The following is a 19,804-nucleotide window of genomic DNA, read 5'->3' on the forward strand; positions in this document are numbered from 1 at the left end:
GACGGCGGGCGCGCGCCCGGGCAGGGCTGACGACCGAGGCCCCCCATCGCCGCCTCGCCTAAGCTGGGGCGGACCACCCGACCCGGCAGAGGAGACGCAGAGCATGACCACGGTCCCGCACGACACCGACACCCCCGAGATCATGGTCGACAGGGATGTCCTGCAGCGGAACATCTCCCGGATGGCCGAGGCGGTCGCCGCGAAGGGCCTGGCGCTGCGCCCGCACGCGAAGACCCACAAGATCCCCGAGATCGCGGCGCTCCAGCTCGCGGCCGGCGCCGTCGGCCTCACGGTGGCGACGATCGGCGAGGCGGAGGTCTTCGCGGAGCACGGGGTCGAGGACCTGTTCATCGCCTACCCGCTGTGGGTGGGCCCGCGCCAGGCCGAGCGGCTGCGGCGCCTCGCCGAGCGGGCCAGGATCGCGGTCGGCACGGACTCCGCGGAGGCCGCCCGGGCCATGGGCGCCGCGCTCGGGGACGCGGCAGGGACGCTTGACGTGCTCGTCGAGGTGGACAGCGGCCACCACCGCAGCGGCGTCGCCCCGGCGCGGGCCGTCGCGGTGGCCCGGGCCGCGGCGGACGCGGGGCTGCGCGTCGCGGGCGTCTTCACGTTCCCCGGCCACTCCTACGCCCCGGGCATGCCGACGGCGGCAGCGCACCAGGAGCAGCAGGCCCTCGCCGAGGCCGACGCGCTGCTCGCGGACGCCGGCTTCGAGGCCACGCGCGTGAGCGGCGGCTCGACGCCGAGCGCGCTGCTCACCGAAGCCGGCGCCACCACCGAGGTCCGCCCGGGCGTGTACGTGTTCGGCGACGCCCAGCAGCTCGAGCTCGGCCGCTGCGCTCCCGGAGACATCGCGCTCACGATCGCCGCCACCGTCACGAGCCGGCATGAGGGCGACGGCGCCATCCCCCGCCGCATCGTCCTCGACGCCGGGACCAAGGTGGTCGGGGGCGACCGGCCCGCGTGGGCGACGGGCTTCGGCCGGCTCATGGATTTCCCCGACGCCCGCATCACGGCCCTGTCGGAGCACCACGCGACGGTGGTGTTCCCCGACGGCGCGGACCTCCCGGCCCTCGGCGAGCGCGTCCGCGTCATCCCCAACCACGTGTGCGTCGCGGTGAACCTCGTCGACGAGGTCGCCGTGGTCAGCGGAGGCGAGGTCGTGGACCGGTGGCGCGTCGCGGCGCGCGGGCGCAACAGCTGAAGCTGGGGACGGCCCGCGGACGACGGCGGGTGCGCACCCGCAGTCGTGCGCCCGGCAGCGCGCCTCAGCGCTCGGAGGACGGAGCGGCGCGCTGCTCGCTGGCGTGCCGGGGGCTCTCCGGGTTGAGGAGCGAGTGCCGCCGCGAGTAGCCGAAGTAGATGGCCAGTCCGACCACGAGCCAGACGGCGAAGCGGACCCATGTCTCCCAGGGCAGGGAAATGATGAGCCAGAGGGAGAACAGGACCCCGACCGCGGGGACCACGGGCATCAAGGGGGTCCTGAACGAGCGCGGGATCTCGGGGCTGCGGTAGCGCAGCACGATGACCGCCAGGCACACCACCACGAACGCGGAGAGGATGCCGATGTTGGTCAGCTCCGCCACGGTGGTGATCGGCAGGACGCCGGCGAGGAGCGCGGAGCCGACGCCCACGATCCACGTGACGCGGGTGGGGACGTGGCGCTTGGGTCTGTGCTGGCGAACCACTTGGGCAGCAGCCCGTCGCGGCTCATGGAGAACCACACGCGGGTCACCCCGAGCATGAACGTGATCATGACGGTCAGGATGGAGATGATCGCCCCGATCGCGATCACGTCCGCCACGCCCGCGAGGCCCACCGACTCGAACGCCGTGGCGAAGCCGGACTTGGGGTCGATGTCCTTGTAGTTCTGCATCCCGGTGAGCACGAGGGTCGCCAGCACGTAGAGGACCATCGCGATCATGAGGGAGTAGATGATCGCCTTGGGCATGTGCCTCCTGGCGTCCTTCGACTCCTCCGCGGCGGTGCTCATGGCGTCGTAGCCGAAGACGGCGAAGAACACGGTGGCCGCGCCGGTCATCACCCCGCCGAAGCCGAACGGGAAGTAGGGCTGGTAGTTGGCCGTGTTGATGTGGAGGACCCCGAGCACCACGATCACGACGACGAGCAGCACCTTGAGCCCGACGATCACCAGCTCGAAGCGGCCGGTGCTCTGGATGCCGCGCGTGAGGATCCACGCGGTGAGCAGGCACAGCACGATCGCGAAGACGTCCACCACGTGCCCCGGCCCCGTCCCCGGCGCGCCGAGCATCCACGCCGGCAGGTCGACGCCGAACTGCCCCACGAGGAAGCCGAAGTACCCCGAGATGCCGATCGCGACCACAGCCACGATCGCGGTGTACTCGAGCAGCAGGTCCCAGCCGATGAACCATCCCACGACTTCGCCCAGCGACGCGTACCCGTAGGTGTAGGCCGAGCCGGCCTTGGGGATCATGCCCGCGAACTCCGCGTAGGAGAGGGCGGCGGCCGCGCTTGCGACCCCGGCGATGAGGAACGAGATCAGCACGGCGGGCCCGGCGGTCTTGTTGGCCACGGCGCCGGCGAGCGAGAAGATACCGGCGCCGATGATTCCGCCCACGCCGATCGCGGTCAGCTGCCAGAGGCCGAGGGTCCGGGACAGGTGCCCGATGCCCGGCTCCTCCTCGATCTCCCCAATGGGCTTGCGGCGCAGGATTGACTGGTTCGGCCGAGACATGACACCCCTTGCTCGAGTAGGTCGCCTCCGGAAGTCCTGCCAGTATGCGCGCGGGCCGGGGATACGCCTAGGCGTCCGCGGCGCATCCCGGGGCAGAGGACGCCCGCACGCCGCGGACCTCGGCCGCGCCTACATTTCCCGCTCCGCGAACGCGTGGAGCGCGTCGCGGACGAACTCGGCGCCCTCGGCGCCGCCGTAGTTCCTGGCGAACCGCGGGTCGGCGACGTACATGTCGGAGAGGCCGAGCACGCACTCCCTCGCAGGGCCGTGCGGGTAGCCCGGCGTGCCGGGGATGCCGCCGAGCCACTGCACGTGGCGGGCGGCGAGCGCCTGGGCGGCCTCGCCGTCGGGCGCTTCACCGCTCCGGGCGGCGGCGAGCCAGTCCTCCCCGAGCCGGCGCGAGCGCTCCCTCCATTCGGCCTGCCCCTCGGGGCCGAGGCCGCGCCACCACGCGTCGGAGTCGGCGTACGCCGCCGCGCCCCAGCGCTGCTCGACCTCCTCCTTGTACTGGGTGTGGTCGAATCCGTCGAACATGTCCTTGGCCATGACCGGCCCTCCTGTCTCCAATGCCTCGATTGTCTGCTCCACCGCGCGCGCCTGCCGGGCGAGCCTCTCCTGCTCGGCGCCCAGCCACGCGAGGTGGCGGCGCAGCGCGCGGGCCGGGTCGCCGTCGTGCGCGAGCGCCGCCGCGATGTCGTCCAGCCCGAGGCCGAGCTGGCGCAGGAGGAGGATGCGCTGGAGGCGCACGAGCGCGTCCCGGTCGTAGTAGCGGTAGCCGTTCGCGCCGGTGCGTGTCGGCTCGAGCAGGCCGATGCTGCCGTAGTGGCGCAGGGTCCGGCTCGTGGTCCCGGCGAGGCGGGCGACCTCCTGGATGCTCCAGTCCATGCGTTCCCCCTTCCGTTCTCCCACGGTAGGAGTTGACGCTGCGTCAAGGTCAAGGTCAAGGGGGATCAGGGACAGGAAGAGGCCGACGACGGCGGGTTCGCACCCGCCGTCGTCGGCCTCCTGGTTGTCCTGTCCGGCCGGAGGGGGCTACTCGTCGCCGGTGGTGGCCTCCGGGTCCTCCTCCGGCTCGAAGGTCGTGGCCTCCTCGCCGGCGCCCAGGCCCACCCCTTCATCGCTGTCGGGGATGCTCTCGCCCGTCGGCTCCTCCGGGATCGGCTCGCGCTCGTCGGGATTCGTGCCCATGGTCTGCCCCTCTCATCCGAGTTCAGCCTGCACGACCCAATATGGCCGAAAGCGGGCGGGGAGAACAGAGGAACCGCCGGTCAGGACTTCTTCGGGATGAGCGCCACCGCGACGGCGGCGAGGAGCCCGATGCCGGCGAAGATGACGAAGTTCCACTGGAACGGGAGCTGGACGGCGGCGATGACGCCCCCGATCATCGGGCCCGCGATGGCCCCGATGCGGGCGAAGGAGAGCGCCCATCCGGTGGCGGTCCCGCGGGCGTGCGCGGGGTAGTAGTCGGCAACCCACCCGGTCAGGACGAGCGAGGTCGAGATCGACCCGACGCCGGCCACCGCGACGAACACGTAGTTCACGAACTGGCTGCCCGGGAACATGAGCGCCAGGATGCCCGCCGAGCCGAGGGCGTAGAAGACCACCAGGATGAGCTTCTTGCCGTACTTGTCCGCGACCCCGCCGATGAGGACGCCGCCGATCGCGGAGGCGAGCGAGAAGACGAGCAGGAACGTCAGCGACGAGCCGAGGTCGTAGCCGGCCTTCTTCATGATGGCCGGGAGCCACGTGTTGAGCCCGTACACGAGGAGGAGGCCGCAGAAGAGCGAGATCCAGAAGCAGACGGTCGCCACGCCGTAGCGGCGGGAGAACATCGTGCCCAGGACGCTCTTCCACGAGGCGCCGGCCTCCTTGCCCGGATCGGCCCGGGGCGTCCAGTCCTCGGCGACGAACGGGGAGATGCCGAGTTTCCGGGCGAGCGTCTCGGCGCGGTCGCGGCGGCCCTTGGCCATGAGGAACTCGAGCGATTCGGGCACGAAGGCGAGGATGAGCGGCAGGATCACGAGCGGTGCGGCGCCGAGTCCGATCACCCACCGCCAGCCGAGGGTAGGCAGGAACGCGAGCGCGCAGAGCGCCGAGACGACGATGCCGAGCGAGTAGCCCGAGTACATGAGCCCGTAGTTGTAGGAGCGCTTGGTCGGCGCCGAGTACTCGATCGTGAGGGCTGCGGCGACCGGGATGATGCCGCCCATGCCGAGGCCGCCCACGAGGCGGAACAGGCCGAACAGCTCGGGCGACGGCGCGAAGGCTGCGCCGAGCTGGGTCGTGGTGAAGATGAGCATGGAGACCGCGAGCATCCGGCGGCGCCCGAACAGGTCCGAGAGGGTGCCGATGAACATCGCGCCGATCAGCATGCCCACGAGGGCGTACGAGCCGAGGCCGCCGAGGGCCAGCGGGCTCAGGTTCCACGGCTTGTAGTCGGCCAGGGCCGGCAGGACCGCGCCGAGGACGCCGACGTCGTAGCCTTCGGCGAGGATGGCCAGCCAGCAGCAGAAGAGGACTTTCGAGGTGGTGCTCTTCGGCACCGGCCAGGCTCCAGCCCGGCTTCCGGTGACGGTGGACGACGGCGCAGCGGCCATGGGCGGACTCCTCGTTGAGTTGCGCGGTTGTGACGTGCGTCACCGGACGACCATAAGACGTGCGGATGACGACCGTCAAGGAAGGACGATAATCAGCCGCCGGCGGAACTGGTCCTCCGCAGCGTAGCCGACGGCGGCTCGCCGAACCGTTCCGTGTAGTAGGCCGCGAACCGGCCCAGGTGGCTGAAGCCGACACGGGCAGCCACCGAGGCGACGGTCCGCCCGCGCGCCCCGGAGTCCAGGAGCAGAGACCTGGCCCGCTCGAGCCTGAGCCGGCGCAGGTACTGCGCGGGCGGCATGCCGACGTGCTCGGCGAACGCGGCATGCAGCTGGCGGGGACTGATCTTCACCGCCGCGGCAAGGTCCTCGACACGCAGGTCCTCCGCCAGATGGGCCTCCATCACGCGTTGGGCCCCGCGCACGTAGCGGGGACCAGGGTCTGCCGTCCCCACCGCGGGCGGGCTGGCCACGGTGGGCCCGAGGTGCGGCGCGAGTCCCATCGCCATGGTGGACATGAGGGAGGACAGCAGCGCACGCTGCGTCAGGTCGTCGGGCTCTGCCCCCGCCCCGAGGACGCGGCAGGCCTCGAACCACGCCGACTGGACCAGCGAGGGGGAGGCCAGCCGGAGCGGCCTCTCGGAGGAGAGCTCGAGCGGGGCGCCGAGCGGGCGGGCGAGGAGCGACTCGAGGTGTGCCTCCACGGCGTCGGCCGGCACGGAGCCCACGAGGGCACCCCGCTCGGGGTCCGGCGCCATGGCGGTGCTGTGGCACGAGCTGAGCGCGAACGGCTCCCGGGCCACCCAGCGGTGGCCGTTCGACTCGACCTCCATCGGGCCCAGGGGAAGCACGACGACGACCTGCCGCCCCGACGGCGGGCTGTCCACGAGGACGGGCGCGCCGTAGGCGACATGGACGATGCCCAGCGGACCGAGGGCGAGCCCGTCGACCGCGCCCGCAAGCTCGCGCCGTCCGCGCAGACGGAGGACGTGGTGCTCCCGGGTCAGGCCGTCGACGGCCTCGCGGATCACTGTCGGGGAGCTGCTGCGCACGAGCGGCCTGCCGCCGAGGATCCCCCTGGTGCCGGGGAGCGGATCGGACGGCAGGCTCACTGCGGCCACACTGCCTCCTCGGGAATGACCAGTCAGCCCATGGTACCGGGACGTGACGAGCGTCACGGAACGGGCTCAGTCCGTGACGCCGGGGTCAGCGGGCGGCCGCGAGAGAGGCGTCGGGCAGGCGCACGCCCTTCGCCTCGAGCCGCGGCAGGACCTCCTGGGCGAAGTAGGGCAGCTCGCCCGCGTAGTCCACGAAGGCGAGCGTCATCCCGTCGAATCCGGCGAGGTGCACGCGCTCGATGGCGTCAGCGACGTCGTCGGGCGTGCCGAACATCGGCAGGGAGCCGTGGCCGGAGGCGAAGCGACTGCGCATCGTGGCCAGCATCTCGGGGGTGAAGGACTGCGCATGCAGGCCCTGGAGCCCCATCAGGTAGTCCACGGCGCCCCAGTCGGCGTTCTCCTCGGCGTAGTAGCGCACGTACTCCTGGGCCTCGGCGCGCGTCGGGCGGCAGACGACGTGCCCGAGCGTCAGGACGCCCACGTCCCGGCCGTGCTCGGCGCGTGCCTGCTCCTTGAGGCCGGCGGCGATGCCGGCGCCGGTCTCGGTGTCGGGGATGATCGTGAAGACGAAGTCGGAGTTCCGGGCGGCGAACTCGCGGCCCTGCCGCGACGAGCCCGCGTTGAGCACGGGCACCCGCCCGCCGTGCGGCTTGGGCTCGGACTCGATGTGGGCCAGGTTGAAGTACGTGCCAGCGTGGTCGAAGATGTCGCTGCGCGACCAGGCGTCGCGGATCACGTCCCACCACTCCTGCGCGAACGCGTAGCGGTCGTCGTGTGCCTGGGGCATGTCCACGCCCATGGTCTCGTACTCGGGCTGGTTCCACCCGGCGACGATGTTGAGGCCGGCGCGGCCGCCGCCGCCGATCTGGTCGAGGGTCGCGATGGCCTTGGCGACCGCGAGCGGGTGGTTGAAGGCCGTGTGGATCGTGGAGAACACGTTGATCCGCTCGGTGGAGGCGAGGATGCCCGCGGCCCACACGATCGGGTCGAGGACGTGTCCGTGGAAGTTGGTCTCGCCCTTGTAGCCGATCCAGCGGGCGATCGGCAGGAGGAAGTCGATGCCGGCCTCGTCCGCGATCTTCGCGAGGCGGAGGTTGTCCTCCCAGCTCGCGCTCCAGCGCTCCTCGATCTTTGTTACGGCGAGGCCGCCCGAGCAGTTGGGGGAGAAGAGGCCGAGCTTGAATCCATGGCCGTCGAGGATGCTGCGCGTCATGGTGAACTCCTTCGTTCGGTGGGTTGTGTGGGTGGTGGGGTTGAGGGTGAGCGGGGGGTGGTCAGGTCACGGCGCTCAGGCGCCCCGGAGCGCCCGGAGATCGAGCGGCTGGGCGCCGTCGCGCTCCACGATCCGCTCGACGAGGCCGACGACGATGGCGTGGTCGCCGCCGTCGTACGTCCTCCAGACGCGGCAGTCGAGGCGGGCGGCGCCGGCGTCGAGCTCCGGGGTGCCGAGGTGGGTGCGGCCCGGGGCCAGGCCGGCGAACTTGTCCGCGCCGCGGGCGGCGAAGCGCGGGATCAGCGGGGCGTCGTCCTCGGCGAGGATGTGCACCGAGAACGAGTCCGCGCACATCCACGCGCCGAAGCTCGTCGAGGCGCGGTCCACGCACCACGAGACGAGCGGCGGCTCGAGCGAGACGGAGGTGAAGCTGTTGCAGACCAGGCCGATGGGCGCATGCCCTCCGGGGCGGGCGGTGACGATGGTGACGCCCGTGGTCCAGTGGCGCATGGCCTGACGCAGCGACTGCGCCGCGACCAGCGGGGTGAGTGCTGTTTCCATGGTGACCTCCAGAGGTCGGCCCCGGGGAAGGGGTTTCGGGGATGGCATCGATGCTCCCGGCCCGGCGGCCGCCGCGGCTATCCGCTGACTGCGGTCTCCTGTCCGATTCCCGCGGCGCCGCCGCGCGGGGAACCCGGATTCTGGGAGACTCTAGGCAGCCCTCGGAACGCGATGTACCGTAGCGGACTATGGACTTTTCGTGACGGAGGTCACGGAATCAGGTTATGCGCCACTGGTGTGCGCCCGGACGAAGGAGTCCCCATGCCCCTGCCCACCCTCATCGAGTCCCTCGCCGCCGGCACCACGCGCGTCGTCGACCTCACGAACCGGCTCTCCTCCCAGACGCCGACGCTGCGGCTCCCCGAGCCGTTCGCGAACCTCGTGGACTTCAGCCTCGAGGAAGTCTCGGCCTACAACGAGCCGGGACCGTTCTGGAAGCACCACAACATCTCCACCGGCGAGCACATCGGCACCCACCTCGACGCCCCCGTGCACTGGGCCACGGGCAGGGACGGCAAGGACGTCGCCTCGATCGAGCCCGCCCGCCTCGTCGGGCCGGCCTGCGTCCTGGACGTGGCCGCGCAGGTGGCCGAGGACCCCGACTTCCTCGTGGACATCGAGCACATCGAGGCCTGGCAGGACGAGCACGGGCCGCTGCCCGAGAATGCGTGGCTCCTGGTCCGCACCGGCTGGGAGGCGTACGCGCAGGACCGCGAGCGCTTCCTCAACGCGGACGAGAACGGGCCGCACTCCCCCGGCTTCACCGCGCGCTGCGCCCAGTGGCTCGCCGAGTCGACGCCCCTCTCGGGCGTGGGCGTGGAGACCGTGGGGATCGACGCCGGCTCGGCCGGGGGCATGGAGCCGCCGTTCCCGATGCACCACTTCCTCCTCGGGCACGACAAGTACGGCATCACCTCGCTGCAGAACCTGGGCCAGCTGCCGGCCAGCGGCGCGCTCCTGGTCGTGGCGCCGCTGCCGATCGTGGGCGGGACCGGCTCCCCGGCCCGCGTCCTCGCCTTCGTGCAGGAGGGCGCAGCGTGAGCGGCGCATCCGCGCGGGTGGGCGCCGAGACAGTGGCCGAGGTCGTTGCCCGCACGCTTGCCGAGCTCGGCGCGGGGCACTGCTTCGGGGTGGTCGGCTCGGGGAACTTCGCTGTCACGAACGCGCTCGTCGCGAACGGCGTCCCGTTCACCGCCGCCCGGCACGAGGGCGGGGCCGCGACCATGGCCGACGCCTACGCCCGCATGTCCGGCAAGGTCGGCCTCGTCTCGGTCCACCAGGGCTGCGGGCTGACGAACGCGACCACCGGCATCGGCGAGGCCGCCAAGTCCCGCACCCCGCTCATCGTCCTCGCCGCGGAGACGGCAGGGGCGGCCGTGCATTCGAACTTCGCGATGGACCAGGCTGCGCTCGCCCGGTCGGTGGGGGCGGTGCCCGAGCGCGTCCACTCGGCCGCGTCCGCCGTCGCGGACACCGTGCGGGCCTTCCGGACCGCGCTCGAGGGCCGGCGCACGGTCGTGCTGAACCTGCCGCTCGACGTGCAAGTGCAGGAACTGCAGAGCACCGCGCACGACGCCGGCCACGCGCCGTCGTCCGCCGCCTCGCCGCTGCGGGTCGCACCGCCGGCCCCGGTGCGGCCCGCGGAGGAATCGGTCCGCGGGATCGCCGAGCTGCTCGCCACGGCCGAGCGGCCGGTGTTCGTCGCCGGGCGCGGGGGCCGCGGGGCCCGCAAGGAGATCCTGGCCCTCGCCGAGCACACGGGGGCGCTCGTGGCGACCTCCGCGGTGGCGAAGGGCCTCTTCGCCGGGGAGCCGTTCAGCCTCGGCATCTCAGGCGGGTTCTCCTCGCCCACGACGGCGGAGCTCATCTCGGGCGCGGACCTGATCGTCGCGTTCGGGTGCGCGCTGAACATGTGGACGATGCGCCACGGGAACCTCATCGGTGCGGACACCGCCGTCGTGCAGGTGGACCTGGACCATGCGGCGCTTGGCGCGCACCGCCCCGTGGCGCTCGGGGTGGTCGGAGACTCGGGGGCCACCGCAGCCGCCGTGCTCGAGGCGCTCTCCGGCGCCGCGCCGCGGACGGCGTACCGCACCGAGGAGGTGCGCGAGCGCATCGCGGCCGGTTCCCGGTGGCAGGACGTGGAGACGGAGGACCTCTCGGGGCCCGGCGCGGACGGGCTGGAGCGGATCGACCCGCGCGAGCTCACGCGCCGCCTCGACGCGCTCCTGCCCGCGGAGCGGATCGTCTCCGTGGACTCGGGGAACTTCATGGGCTACCCGAGCCAGTACCTCGACGTCCCCGACGAGTTCGGGTTCTGCTTCACGCAGGCCTTCCAGTCGATCGGGCTGGGCCTCGCGACGGCGATCGGCGCCGCGATCGCCCAGCCGGGGCGCCTGCCGGTGCTCGGCTCGGGCGACGGCGGCTTCCTCATGGGCCTGTCCGAGCTCGAGACCGCGGTGCGGCTGAGGCTGCCGCTCGTGTGCCTCGTGTACAACGACGCGGCGTACGGGGCCGAGGTGCACCACTTCGGCGTCGACGATCCCGGCGTGGACCTCTCCACGGTGACGTTCCCGGAGACGGACATCGCCTCCATCGCCCGCGGGATCGGCTGCGCGGCCGCGACGGTCCGGACCCTGGACGACCTCGACGCCGTGCGGCGCTGGCTGGCGTCCGGCCCGAATGGGGTCCCGGACCGGCCGCTCGTGCTCGACGCGAAGGTCGCCTCCGACGGCGGCGCCTGGTGGCTGCAGGAGGCGTTCAAGGGGCACTGAGCGAGGGGAAGTTCCCCGTCCCCACGGCGGGGACGGGGGCGCCGAGCCTCCCGTCGCGCATGGTCGCGACCGAGTCCGTCAGCGGGACGAATTCGGTGTCGTGCGTGACCATGACGGTGGCGACCCTGAACTCGTCGGTGATGCGGCGCAGGAGCCGGACGATGGTCTCGCTGCGTTCGTGGTCAAGGGCCGCGGTGGGCTCGTCCACGAGCAGGACTCTGGGTTCGCCCATGAGCGCCCGGGCGATGTTGACCCGCTGGCGTTGGCCGCCGGAGAGCTGGTGCGGGCGCTTGTCGGCGCTCGGGGCGAGCCCGACGACGTCGAGCATCTCTGCGGCCTTCGCCCACGCGGCCTTGGCGGACCGCCCGCGCAGATGGTCGCCGATGACGAGCTGCTCCGCCGCGGACAGCGACGGGAGCAGGTTCGGCTGCTGGAAGATGAAGCCGACCTTCTCGCGGCGGAGCACCGCGAGGTCCTTGTCCCCGAGGCCTGTCGCATCGGTGCCGTCGATGAGCACCAGGCCGTGGGTGGGGCGGACGAGGGTGGCTGCGACGGCGAGCAGGCTGGACTTGCCGGAACCTGACGGGCCCACGAGGGAGACCAGCTGGCCGCCGTGGACGCTGAGATCGACGGCGTCGAGGGCTCTGACGGTTCCGTCGCCGTCCGGGTACTCGAGGGTGACGTTGACGAGGGCCAGGGGAGCGGGAGTGGAGGACATGATGATGCTTTCTTGAGTTTCAGGGCCGGACTGCGGCGTGGGTCAGTTGCCGCCGAGGGCGATGAGGGGGTCGACCTTGGTGACGCGGCGGACGGCAAGGGCCGCGCCGGCCAGGCCGAGGGCGATGATCCCGACGACGGGCAGCAGTGTCGTGGCCGGGGTGATGCGGAAGGGTGCGGCTGTCGCTGCCACCAGGCCGCCGAGGACGCCCACCACACCCCCGAGTCCAGCCCCGGCGAGCAGGACGATGGCTGCTTGGGCGAGGGCATCGCGGAGGAGGTAGCCTGCGGAGGCTCCCATCGCCTTGAGCACCGCGATGTCACGCGTGCGCTGGACCGTCCAGACTGTCAGGAAGGCCACGATGACCAGCGCTGAGATGCCGTAGAGGAAGCCCTGCATCAGGGTCAGGGAGCCGTTCTCGCTCTTGTAGGAGCCCAACGCCTGGAAGGAACCCGTGCGGGAGGCGCTGACTGTGTGCGCGGCGGCGTTGGCGGCGGCCTCGTCAACGGCGGCACCGTTCTGGTAGGTGACCGCGGCCACGGTGGCGAGCTGTCCAGGGCTGCTGACATGGGCGAGCCTGGACCAGGTCGGGAGGGCAGTCCAGACGACGCTGGTGTGGGAGTACCACTGGTCGTCGACGACGGCGCCGACGGTCAGGTCGATGCCGCCGACCCTGGCGGTGTCGCCGACTCCCAGGGACAGGGCGGTGGCGACGGCCCTGCCGATGACGACCGTGTCGGCACCGACGTCGGACGGGGCGAGCCCCCCGCCGGGTGCGACGCCGAAGACGGCGACGTTGGCGGTGCCGGCGCCGCTGCCCCCGGTGACGGCCTGGAGGCGGCTCTGGCTGATGCCGAGGGGCTCCGCGGCCTGCACGCCCGGGGCGTTCTTCCAGGTCTCGACCTGGTCGGCGCTGATCTCGCTCTCCGTGAACGCGGCCTTGGGCTCGCTCGTGCCCGGGGCTCCGAAGACGATGGTGTCAACGGCCATCGGCGGGACCCCCGCGGAGCTGACGGCGCCGAGTCTGGCGATGGCTGAGGTCGACTGGTCCCCCAGGCCGGCCGTGAGCCCGGAGAGCATGACGAGGAGCAGGGTGATCAGGGCGACGACTCCGCCCATCAGGGCGAATCGGCCCTTGGCATAACGAATGTCGCGGACAGCGAGGAACACGTTCAGTCTTCTTTCAGTGGGGTGTCTGGCAGCCGAAAGGCTCCTGGATCCACTCTCCCGCGGGCCGGGGCGCAGACCATCGTGCAGGCGGTTGACGCCGCAGGAGGAACGGCTGATCTCCGGGTCAACCATTCGGTTGACCCCACCTGATCGGGACGCGCATACGCTGGTACGGTGCCTGCCGCAGACCCGCCCCCCGCACCGGACGGCGCTCGTCCTCCGGCGCTGGACGAGGACCTTCCCGGCGATCCCGGCACGGCGCCGACTGTGGTGATCCTGCGCGTCCTGAGGGTCACGCTTCACGTCGGCTTCGCCGCCCTGCTGGGCGTGGCGGTCGTGAGGCTGCTGAGCATGGGGCAGGCCGGCGTGCTGGGCTACGTCTGGACCGCGGCCGCGTGTGTCCTGGCCGGCGTCTACCTCACCGGCACGCTGCAGGAGAAGCGCTTCGCCGCGGCCGGGACCGGCATGGACCCTCGCCGCTACGGAGTCCTCTGGCTGGGGATCGTCACCGCGCTCTGGCTCGTCCTGCTGTCCGCGAGCGCCGAGTTCTCCTGGCTCGCGTTCCCCCTCTTCTTCCTCCACCTGCACGTGCTGCCGCGGCGGGTGGCGCTGCTGACCATCGCGCTGATGACCGCTGCAGTCATCGCCGCACAGTGGGCCTCCAGCGGGCTGGCCGCCCCCCAGCCGGCGATGGTCATCGGCCCGCTCTTCGGTGCAGGGTTCTCCATCGTGACGGGGCTCGCCTACCGGGCGCTCTACCGGGAAGCGGAGCGCCAGCGCCGGGCAGTCGAAGAACTGAGACGGACCCGCACGGAGCTGGCCGCATCGCAGCACGACGCCGGGGTCCTCTCCGAGCGCGAGCGGCTGGCCCGGGAAATCCACGACACGCTCGCCCAAGGCCTCTCGAGCATCGTCCTGATGGCCCGCGCGGCGGAGAAGTCCCTCGCCGACGGCGACGCTGCCACCGCCGCCGCGCGCCTCGCCCTCGTGCAGCAGACCGCGTCGGAGAACCTGTCGGAAGCCCGCAGCTTCGTCCGCGGGCTCTCCTCCCCGCAGCTGCAGGGGGCTTCCCTCCTGGAGAGCCTGCGCCGGCTGTGCGAGCGCACCGAGACCACTGCCGCTGCCCGCGGCGTGCGGCTGCGGTGCAGAGTCGAACTCGACGGGGCGCCAGTGGAGCTGCCCCAGCCCTATCGGGTGACACTCCTCCGGGCCGCCGAAGCAAGCCTCGCAAACGTCGCGGACCACGCCGGCGCCGGCAACGCCGTCGTGACCCTCGCCTTCCTGGGCAGCGAGGTCGCCTTGGACATCTACGATGACGGCGTCGGCTTCGACCCCGGCACCCTGGCGGCGCAGACCGCTGCGCGCACCGACGGGACCGGCTACGGGATCCGGTCGCTGCAGCAGCGGGTGCAGGAGCTGGACGGTTCCCTCGACCTGGAGTCGGCTCCCGGGGAGGGGACGGTCGTCGCGGTGCGCCTGCCCCTGCGAGAGGCCGCCGGGAGGACGGAGCGATGAAGGAGATCCGCGTTCTGCTCGTCGATGACCATCCGGTGGTCCGGGCCGGGCTGAGGGCGATGCTCACGGCGTTCGAGGGGATCTCCGTCGCGGCGGAGGCGGCCGACGGCGACGCGGCACTGAAAGAGCTGGAACGGCTGAGAATTCTGGGGGACAGGGTCGACGTGGTGCTCATGGACCTGCAGATGGGTGCCGGAATGGACGGCGTCACGGCCACTTCCCGGATCAGGCAGCTGGAGGGTCCCCCACCTGTCCTAATCCTGACCACGTATGACACCGACGCCGACATCCTCGCGGCCGTGGAGGCAGGCGCGAGCGGCTACATGCTCAAGGACGCACCTCCCGAGCAGATCCACCAGGCCGTGCTGGCCGCCGCCGCCGGCCAGACGGCGCTGGCGCCGCGGGTCGCGGCCCTGCTGATGGACAGGATCAGCAATCCCGCCCCGTCGCTCACCCCGCGGGAGATCCAGCTGCTCGAGCTGCTCGCCACCGGCCTGTCCAACCGGGCCATCGCCAAGCGGGTCTTCATCTCCGAGGCGACCGTCAAGACCCACCTCGTGCACATCTACGGCAAACTCGGGGTGGACAACCGCACGGCAGCCATCGCCGCCGCCACCCAGCGCCGCATCATCCGGGGCCCGGGCGCCCAGGGCTGAGCATGCCTGGTCCTACCAGCGCGGGTGGACAGCCTCGCGGAAGTACGCGTCGTAGATCCGCCGCACCCCGGCGTCGAACTCCGGGCCCAGGCGGCCTGCGGCGTCGGCCGACGCCGCATTCCCCCTCGCCTGGGCGGCGTTCCTCGCCCCGGGGATCGCGGTGGTGACCCCCGGCTGGGAGACGATCCACGCCAGGGCCGCCTGCGCCGTCGTCAGGCCCTCAGGGACGAGCTTCTGGAACTCGGCCACGGCATCGAGGCCCCGCTCGAAGTCAACGCCGGAGAACGTCTCCCCCACGTCGAAGGCCGAGCCGTCCCGGTTGTAGCTGCGGTGGTCGCGCTCGTCGAACCGGGTGCTGCGGCTGTACTTCCCGCTGAGCAGGCCTGAGGCCAGCGGCACCCGCACGATGATCCCGACGCCCGCCTCCTGGGCCGCCGGGAAGACCTCCTCCTGGGGCTTGAGCCGGAACGGGTTGAAGATGATCTGCACGGTGGCGACACCGGGCCGGGCGATCCCGGCGAGGGCTTCCTCGGTCCTCTCGACGCTGACGCCGTAGCCGCGCATCACGCCCTCCTCGACGAGCTGGTCGAGGGCGTCGAAGACCCGGTCGTCCGAGTAGACGGGGGTGGGCGGGCAGTGCAGCTGGACCAGGTCGAGGGTGTCCTGGCCGAGGTTGCGGCGGGAACGGTCGAGCCACTGGCGGAAGTTCTCGAGGGTGTAGTTCTCGGGAACCTGGGGCCCGCGCCGGCCCATCTTGGTCGCCACCGTGATGCCTGCGTCGGGATGGGCCGCGAGCCAGGCGCCGATGGTCTGCTCGCTGCGGCCGTCGCCGTAGACGTCGGCCGTGTCGAAGAACCTCACGCCGGATTCGGCCGCCGCGTCGAGCACCTGGGCGGCGTCCGCTGCGCCGACCTCGCCCCAGTCGGACCCCAACTGCCACGTTCCGAGGCCGATCGGCGAAACGATCCGGCCAGTCCGTCCCAGCACACGCTCTTCCATGGTGTCCGACTATAGTGCGCTGGCTCACGCAGCGCGGCGGACGCACAGGCAGGGGCCACGCGACCGGTCGTCGCGCGGCCCCTGCCGGTATCGGTTCAGGCGGCGGGCACCGGCGCCGCGTCGAGGCCGAGCCGGCGGCGGTCGCGCTGCTGGTTGATGAAGACCAGGGACAGCACGCCGCAGGCCAGGAGGAGGCCGCCGGCGAGCGCGAAGGAGGCCGAGTACCCGGCGGCCTGCGTCGCGGCACCGCCGATGAGGAAGCCGGAGACCGCGGGGGCGAAGACGCCGCCGGTGGTGAACACGGCGTTGGCGATGGAGAGGTTCGCCCCGCGCTGGGCCACCGAGGTCAGCTCCGCGACCACGAGGTAGCTGAGGGCGAACAGCGCCGGCGCGGTGCCGAAGCCGAACACCATGAGCGCGACCGCGACCACCGGGTCCGGCACGAGGGAGGCCGCGAGGAGGGCCGCTCCCCCGAACACCGCCCCGCTGCCCAGCACCCAGGCCCGCGACTTGCGGGTGGGGACGCCGCGCAGGTGGAGGCGCTGCGTGAGGGCGCTCAGGCCCACGGTCGCGATGGCGCCCCAGGCGGCCGGGAGGGCGATGAGGCTGCCGGCCTGCTGCCCCGTGAGCCCCAGGACGGTCTGGAAGTAGGCCGGGCCCCAGGACATCGCGAGGGTGAAGGTCCAGTAGCCGAAGAACGAGGTCAGCACCGCGAAGATCCAGCTCGGGGACAGGATGGTCCGCAGGTAGGGCACGCGGTTCTCCACCACGGCGGTGGCGGACGACGGCGTGGCGGCGCCAGCGCGGGCGGCCCGGTCGCCGTCGAGCTTCAGCTCGGCCGCGCGGCTCGTGTACGGGCCCTCCTTGCCGACGATGAGCCAGTAGGCGGCGAACGCGAGGCCCACGACGGCGAGCAGCGCGAACGCGGCGTGCCAGCCGTAGGCGCCGATCACCCAGGCGAGCACGGGGGCGAAGGCCACGATGCCGAGGGTGACGCCGGAGGAGGCCAGCGCGGCGGGGGTGGCGCCCTTCTTCTCGGGGAACCACTTGTAGACGCCGTGCATCATGACCGGCGCAAGCGGGCCCTCGCCGGCGCCGAGGAGGAGCCTGCTGACCCAGAGGGCGGGGAGCGAGGAGAAGACGAGGATCGGGGCCTGGGCCACCGACCAGAGGATGCAGATGACCAGCAGGATCCAGCGGCTCTGGACCTTGTTCGCCAGCGGGGCGGCGACAAGCTGCGCCACGCCGAAGGTGAAGAACATGGCGCTGCTGACGAGCCCGAACATCTCGGGGGTGATCTGGAGGTCCTTCATGATGGGCACGGCGGCGAGGCCCAGGACGGCCTTGTCCGCCCAGCTGAGCATCATGAGGAACAGCAGCGAGACCGTGACGAGCCAGCCGTAGCGGCGGCGCTTCTCGTAGGACCAGGTGGCCGGGTCCTTCGACACGGGGGCGGGCGCCTGGGGCGGCGTGGGGGGAGCAAGCTGGGTCATGGGTCTACTCCTTCGTAGGACCGGCTCACGCAGCAGCGGAGACCTTGAGGGGGATGGAGGTGAAGAAGTGGAGGGTGTTGTGGAGCTCCTGGACGGGATCGCCGTCGAGCTCGAGGGTGGCGGCCCGCGCCACGAGTGCCTTGAGGACCAGTTCGATCTCGAGGCGGGCGATGGGCTGCCCGATGCACTGGTGCAGTCCCATGCCGAAGGCGACGTGCCCGGTCGCGTTGCGGTCCAGGTCGAAGTCCGACGCCGTGTCGCCCCACCGCCGGGGGTCGCGGTTGGCGGCGCCGAGGAAGAGCAGGATCTTGGAGTCGGCCGGGATGCGCACCCCGGCGAGCTCGGAGTCCACGGTTGCGGTGCGGTGGAACATCTGGAACGGCGACTCGAGGCGCAGCGCCTCGTCGACGGCGAACTTCACCAGGTGCGGCTCGCGGCGCAGCCGCGCCCACTGCTCGGGCTCGCGGGCCAGGCAGAGGAGCGTGTTGCCGATGCCTGCCACGGTCGTGTCGACGCCGGCGGAGAGCAGGGCGCGGACGAGCAGCGAGGCCTCCTGGTCGGTGATGTTGCCGAGGTCGGCCTGCTCCCAGATCTTCTCCCCGAACCCGCCGGGCATGAGGCTTCCGCGGGCGCACGCCCACTCGACCCAGGCGGCCACGGACTCGGCCCCGACGAAGGCGCGCTCGTAGATCTCGTTGCGCGGGCCGAAGGCGTTGAAGGCCATGCTGCCGTAGGGCAGGAGGTTCTCCCGGCCCGAGTCGGGGATGCCGACGGCGTCGGGGAAGACGCGCAGCGGGTAGACCTGCGCGAGGTCCGTCACGGCGTCGAACGCGCCGCGGGCCACGAGCGAGCCGGCGAGGCTCTCCGCGGGCGGGGTGAAGCCAGCCGCGAGGTCCCGGACCGAGCCGGGGTGGATGACCTTCGACAGGCCCCGCCGCATCGCGGTGTGGGTGGGCGGGTCCGACTCGAGGATGCCGGCTGGGCGCCACTCGGCCTGCTTGCGGATGTCCTTCGGGCCGACTCCGCCGGAGGAGCAGTAGGTCTCGAAGTCCATGAGGACCTCGCGGACGGGGTCGAAGTGCGTGACGGCGTAGACGCCGTACTTCTCGAGGTAGACCACGGGCCCGGCCTCGCGCAGCGTCTCGTGGAGCGCGTAGCGGCCCACGAGGTTCTCGGGGGCGAAGGGGTCCGCGTCGAGGACGGGCGCCTCGCGGTGGGTCAGAAGCGACATCGTGTTCTCCGTGGGTCTCAGAGGTCGAGGGTGAGGCGGCTGCAGCCGGCGGCGGCGCGGGAGACGCAGACCATCATCGTGGCGCTGCGGGCCCTGTCCTCGGGGCTGAGGATGGCGTCGCGGTGGTCCACTTCACCGGCGAGGACGGGGATTTCGCACGTGCCGCAGACCCCCTGACGGCAGGACGAGAGGACGCGGACTCCGGCCTCCTCGACGGCGTCGAGGACGGTGCGGTCCGCGGCGACCTCGACGACGCGGCCGGTCCGGCTCAGCTCGACCTCGAACGGGCCCGCGGACCCGCTGGCGCCCGGCGCCGCGGCGAAGCGCTCGAGGTGCAGGGCGCCGGCCGGCCAGCCGAGGCAGTAGTCCTCGATGGCGTCGAGGAGGCGCTGGGGGCCGCACGCGTAGACGAGGGTGAGCGCCCGCGGGATGCCGAGGAGCGCCTCGAGGTCGAGGCGGCCCGACTCCTCTGAGGGGAAGAGCAGCACGCGCTCGGGGCCGTAGGCGTCCAGGAGCTCCTGCGCGAAGGCCATGGTCGCGAGGCTGCGGCCGCCATAGGCGAGGCGCCACTCCTTGCCCGCCTGCTCGGCCGCCTCGATCATCGCGAGCATCGGCGTGATGCCGATCCCGCCGGCGATGAAGAGGTACTTGCGCGAGGGGGCCAGGGAGAAGTTGTTGCGGGGGCCACCGACGACGACCCGGGTGCCCGGGGTGAGCTCCTCGTGGACGTACGCTGAGCCGCCGCGGGACTCGGGCTCGCGCAGGACGGCGATCTCGAGGCTCGCACGGTTGGCCGGCGAGGAGCAGATCGAGTACTGGCGCGTGTGCCCGGGGAGGTGCAGGTCGATGTGCGCTCCGGCCTCCCACGCGGGGAACAGGCCCCCGTCCGCCGGGCGGAGCGTGAGGTGGGCGACGCCGTCGGCTGCCTCGCGGCGCTCGGCGACGAGCGCGTCAAGCGTCGCGGAGACCGGCAGGAGGTGCTCCATGTCTGCCTCGGCCTGTGCCGTCATCGGGATGTCCTTTCGCTGATGCGGGTGGGAGGATTC

Annotated in this window: 17 protein-coding genes and 1 pseudogene; 5 read left to right on the forward strand and 13 right to left on the reverse strand. The window is 72.1% G+C overall.

Translation table 11 applies throughout. From position 1 onward, the window contains the following. Window positions 1–103: 103 nt before the first annotated feature. On the forward strand, window positions 104–1,204 hold the full coding sequence (locus ACQ5BE_RS12750; RefSeq protein WP_430297350.1) for an alanine racemase: 1,101 nt from the start codon (window positions 104–106) through the stop codon (window positions 1,202–1,204). Between the two features lie 64 nt (window positions 1,205–1,268). Here the strand turns inward: ACQ5BE_RS12750 and ACQ5BE_RS12755 are convergent. The 7 genes and pseudogenes from ACQ5BE_RS12755 to ACQ5BE_RS12785 all read right to left on the reverse strand — a co-directional run bounded on the left by ACQ5BE_RS12755 (window position 1,269) and on the right by ACQ5BE_RS12785 (window position 8,202). After that, window positions 1,269–2,716: pseudogene (locus tag ACQ5BE_RS12755) on the reverse strand (amino acid permease). Between the two features lie 129 nt (window positions 2,717–2,845). Continuing rightward, on the reverse strand, window positions 2,846–3,601 hold the full coding sequence (locus ACQ5BE_RS12760) for a MerR family transcriptional regulator (RefSeq protein ID WP_430297351.1): 756 nt from the start codon (window positions 3,599–3,601) through the stop codon (window positions 2,846–2,848). Window positions 3,602–3,748: 147 nt separating this feature from the next. Further along, complete coding sequence (locus ACQ5BE_RS12765; protein WP_208711163.1) at window positions 3,749–3,904, reverse strand: hypothetical protein; 156 nt, start codon at window positions 3,902–3,904, stop codon at window positions 3,749–3,751. An 80-nt stretch (window positions 3,905–3,984) separates the two neighbouring features. Next, window positions 3,985–5,313, reverse strand: coding sequence for an MFS transporter (locus ACQ5BE_RS12770; RefSeq protein WP_430297352.1), 1,329 nt, complete (start codon window positions 5,311–5,313; stop codon window positions 3,985–3,987). A gap of 92 nt (window positions 5,314–5,405) precedes the next feature. After that, a complete protein-coding gene (locus ACQ5BE_RS12775; protein ID WP_430297353.1) occupies window positions 5,406–6,431 on the reverse strand; it encodes an AraC family transcriptional regulator in 1,026 nt (341 codons plus the stop codon). An 85-nt stretch (window positions 6,432–6,516) separates the two neighbouring features. Beyond that, window positions 6,517–7,641: an LLM class flavin-dependent oxidoreductase gene (locus ACQ5BE_RS12780; RefSeq protein WP_430297354.1), complete on the reverse strand. Its 1,125-nt coding sequence runs from the start codon at window positions 7,639–7,641 to the stop codon at window positions 6,517–6,519. A gap of 75 nt (window positions 7,642–7,716) precedes the next feature. Then, the gene (locus ACQ5BE_RS12785) at window positions 7,717–8,202 is read right to left on the reverse strand and encodes a flavin reductase family protein (protein ID WP_430297355.1); all 486 of its coding nucleotides are present in this window, start codon (window positions 8,200–8,202) and stop codon (window positions 7,717–7,719) included. Between the two features lie 261 nt (window positions 8,203–8,463). Here ACQ5BE_RS12785 and ACQ5BE_RS12790 point away from each other — a divergent pair, with 261 nt between their 5' ends. Both ACQ5BE_RS12790 and ACQ5BE_RS12795 read left to right on the forward strand, forming a co-directional pair. Then, on the forward strand, window positions 8,464–9,243 hold the full coding sequence (locus tag ACQ5BE_RS12790) for a cyclase family protein (RefSeq protein ID WP_430297356.1): 780 nt from the start codon (window positions 8,464–8,466) through the stop codon (window positions 9,241–9,243). After that, window positions 9,240–10,976, forward strand: coding sequence for a thiamine pyrophosphate-binding protein (locus ACQ5BE_RS12795; protein WP_430297357.1), 1,737 nt, complete (start codon window positions 9,240–9,242; stop codon window positions 10,974–10,976). The genes ACQ5BE_RS12790 and ACQ5BE_RS12795 overlap by 4 nt, the downstream gene beginning before the upstream one ends. Here ACQ5BE_RS12795 and ACQ5BE_RS12800 read toward each other — a convergent pair. Both ACQ5BE_RS12800 and ACQ5BE_RS12805 read right to left on the reverse strand, forming a co-directional pair. After that, the gene (locus tag ACQ5BE_RS12800) at window positions 10,963–11,694 is read right to left on the reverse strand and encodes an ABC transporter ATP-binding protein (protein WP_430297358.1); all 732 of its coding nucleotides are present in this window, start codon (window positions 11,692–11,694) and stop codon (window positions 10,963–10,965) included. The genes ACQ5BE_RS12795 and ACQ5BE_RS12800 overlap by 14 nt on opposite strands. A gap of 42 nt (window positions 11,695–11,736) precedes the next feature. After that, complete coding sequence (locus tag ACQ5BE_RS12805) at window positions 11,737–12,864, reverse strand: ABC transporter permease (protein WP_430297359.1); 1,128 nt, start codon at window positions 12,862–12,864, stop codon at window positions 11,737–11,739. 225 nt (window positions 12,865–13,089) lie between these two features. Between ACQ5BE_RS12805 and ACQ5BE_RS12810 the strand changes: the two genes are divergently transcribed. Continuing rightward, entirely contained in the window at window positions 13,090–14,379 is a 1,290-nt protein-coding gene (locus tag ACQ5BE_RS12810) for a sensor histidine kinase (protein ID WP_430297388.1), read from the forward strand. Next, window positions 14,376–15,035 carry a response regulator gene (locus ACQ5BE_RS12815; protein WP_430297360.1) on the forward strand — a complete coding sequence of 220 codons (660 nt, stop codon included), beginning with the start codon at window positions 14,376–14,378 and terminating at the stop codon, window positions 15,033–15,035. Before ACQ5BE_RS12810 ends, ACQ5BE_RS12815 begins: the two co-directional genes overlap by 4 nt. Before the next feature lie 12 nt (window positions 15,036–15,047). Here the strand turns inward: ACQ5BE_RS12815 and ACQ5BE_RS12820 are convergent, their stop codons facing one another. From ACQ5BE_RS12820 to ACQ5BE_RS12835, 4 genes are all read right to left on the reverse strand, one after another. After that, window positions 15,048–16,034 (reverse strand): aldo/keto reductase, encoded by a 987-nt coding sequence (locus ACQ5BE_RS12820; protein WP_430297361.1) that lies wholly within the window; start codon window positions 16,032–16,034, stop codon window positions 15,048–15,050. Between the two features lie 95 nt (window positions 16,035–16,129). Further along, window positions 16,130–17,527 (reverse strand): MFS transporter, encoded by a 1,398-nt coding sequence (locus ACQ5BE_RS12825; RefSeq protein ID WP_430297362.1) that lies wholly within the window; start codon window positions 17,525–17,527, stop codon window positions 16,130–16,132. A 25-nt stretch (window positions 17,528–17,552) separates the two neighbouring features. Further along, window positions 17,553–18,758: a cytochrome P450 gene (locus tag ACQ5BE_RS12830; protein ID WP_430297363.1), complete on the reverse strand. Its 1,206-nt coding sequence runs from the start codon at window positions 18,756–18,758 to the stop codon at window positions 17,553–17,555. 17 nt (window positions 18,759–18,775) lie between these two features. Next, window positions 18,776–19,768, reverse strand: a complete 993-nt coding sequence (locus ACQ5BE_RS12835; protein ID WP_430297364.1) for a PDR/VanB family oxidoreductase — start codon at window positions 19,766–19,768, stop codon at window positions 18,776–18,778. Window positions 19,769–19,804: the final 36 nt, after the last annotated feature.

This window comes from Sinomonas sp. B1-1, assembly GCF_050474465.1.
GTDB lineage: Bacteria > Actinomycetota > Actinomycetes > Actinomycetales > Micrococcaceae > Sinomonas > Sinomonas flava.

Coding starts and splice junctions, on each gene's coding strand:
- ACQ5BE_RS12750 (WP_430297350.1), top strand. CDS start 104: ATGACCACGGTCCCGCACGACACCGACACCCCCGAGATCATGGTCGAC.
- ACQ5BE_RS12760 (WP_430297351.1), bottom strand. CDS start 3,601: ATGGACTGGAGCATCCAGGAGGTCGCCCGCCTCGCCGGGACCACGAGC.
- ACQ5BE_RS12765 (WP_208711163.1), bottom strand. CDS start 3,904: ATGGGCACGAATCCCGACGAGCGCGAGCCGATCCCGGAGGAGCCGACG.
- ACQ5BE_RS12770 (WP_430297352.1), bottom strand. CDS start 5,313: ATGGCCGCTGCGCCGTCGTCCACCGTCACCGGAAGCCGGGCTGGAGCC.
- ACQ5BE_RS12780 (WP_430297354.1), bottom strand. CDS start 7,641: ATGACGCGCAGCATCCTCGACGGCCATGGATTCAAGCTCGGCCTCTTC.
- ACQ5BE_RS12785 (WP_430297355.1), bottom strand. CDS start 8,202: ATGGAAACAGCACTCACCCCGCTGGTCGCGGCGCAGTCGCTGCGTCAG.
- ACQ5BE_RS12790 (WP_430297356.1), top strand. CDS start 8,464: ATGCCCCTGCCCACCCTCATCGAGTCCCTCGCCGCCGGCACCACGCGC.
- ACQ5BE_RS12800 (WP_430297358.1), bottom strand. CDS start 11,694: ATGTCCTCCACTCCCGCTCCCCTGGCCCTCGTCAACGTCACCCTCGAG.
- ACQ5BE_RS12815 (WP_430297360.1), top strand. CDS start 14,376: ATGAAGGAGATCCGCGTTCTGCTCGTCGATGACCATCCGGTGGTCCGG.
- ACQ5BE_RS12820 (WP_430297361.1), bottom strand. CDS start 16,034: ATGGAAGAGCGTGTGCTGGGACGGACTGGCCGGATCGTTTCGCCGATC.
- ACQ5BE_RS12825 (WP_430297362.1), bottom strand. CDS start 17,527: ATGACCCAGCTTGCTCCCCCCACGCCGCCCCAGGCGCCCGCCCCCGTG.
- ACQ5BE_RS12830 (WP_430297363.1), bottom strand. CDS start 18,758: ATGTCGCTTCTGACCCACCGCGAGGCGCCCGTCCTCGACGCGGACCCC.
- ACQ5BE_RS12835 (WP_430297364.1), bottom strand. CDS start 19,768: ATGACGGCACAGGCCGAGGCAGACATGGAGCACCTCCTGCCGGTCTCC.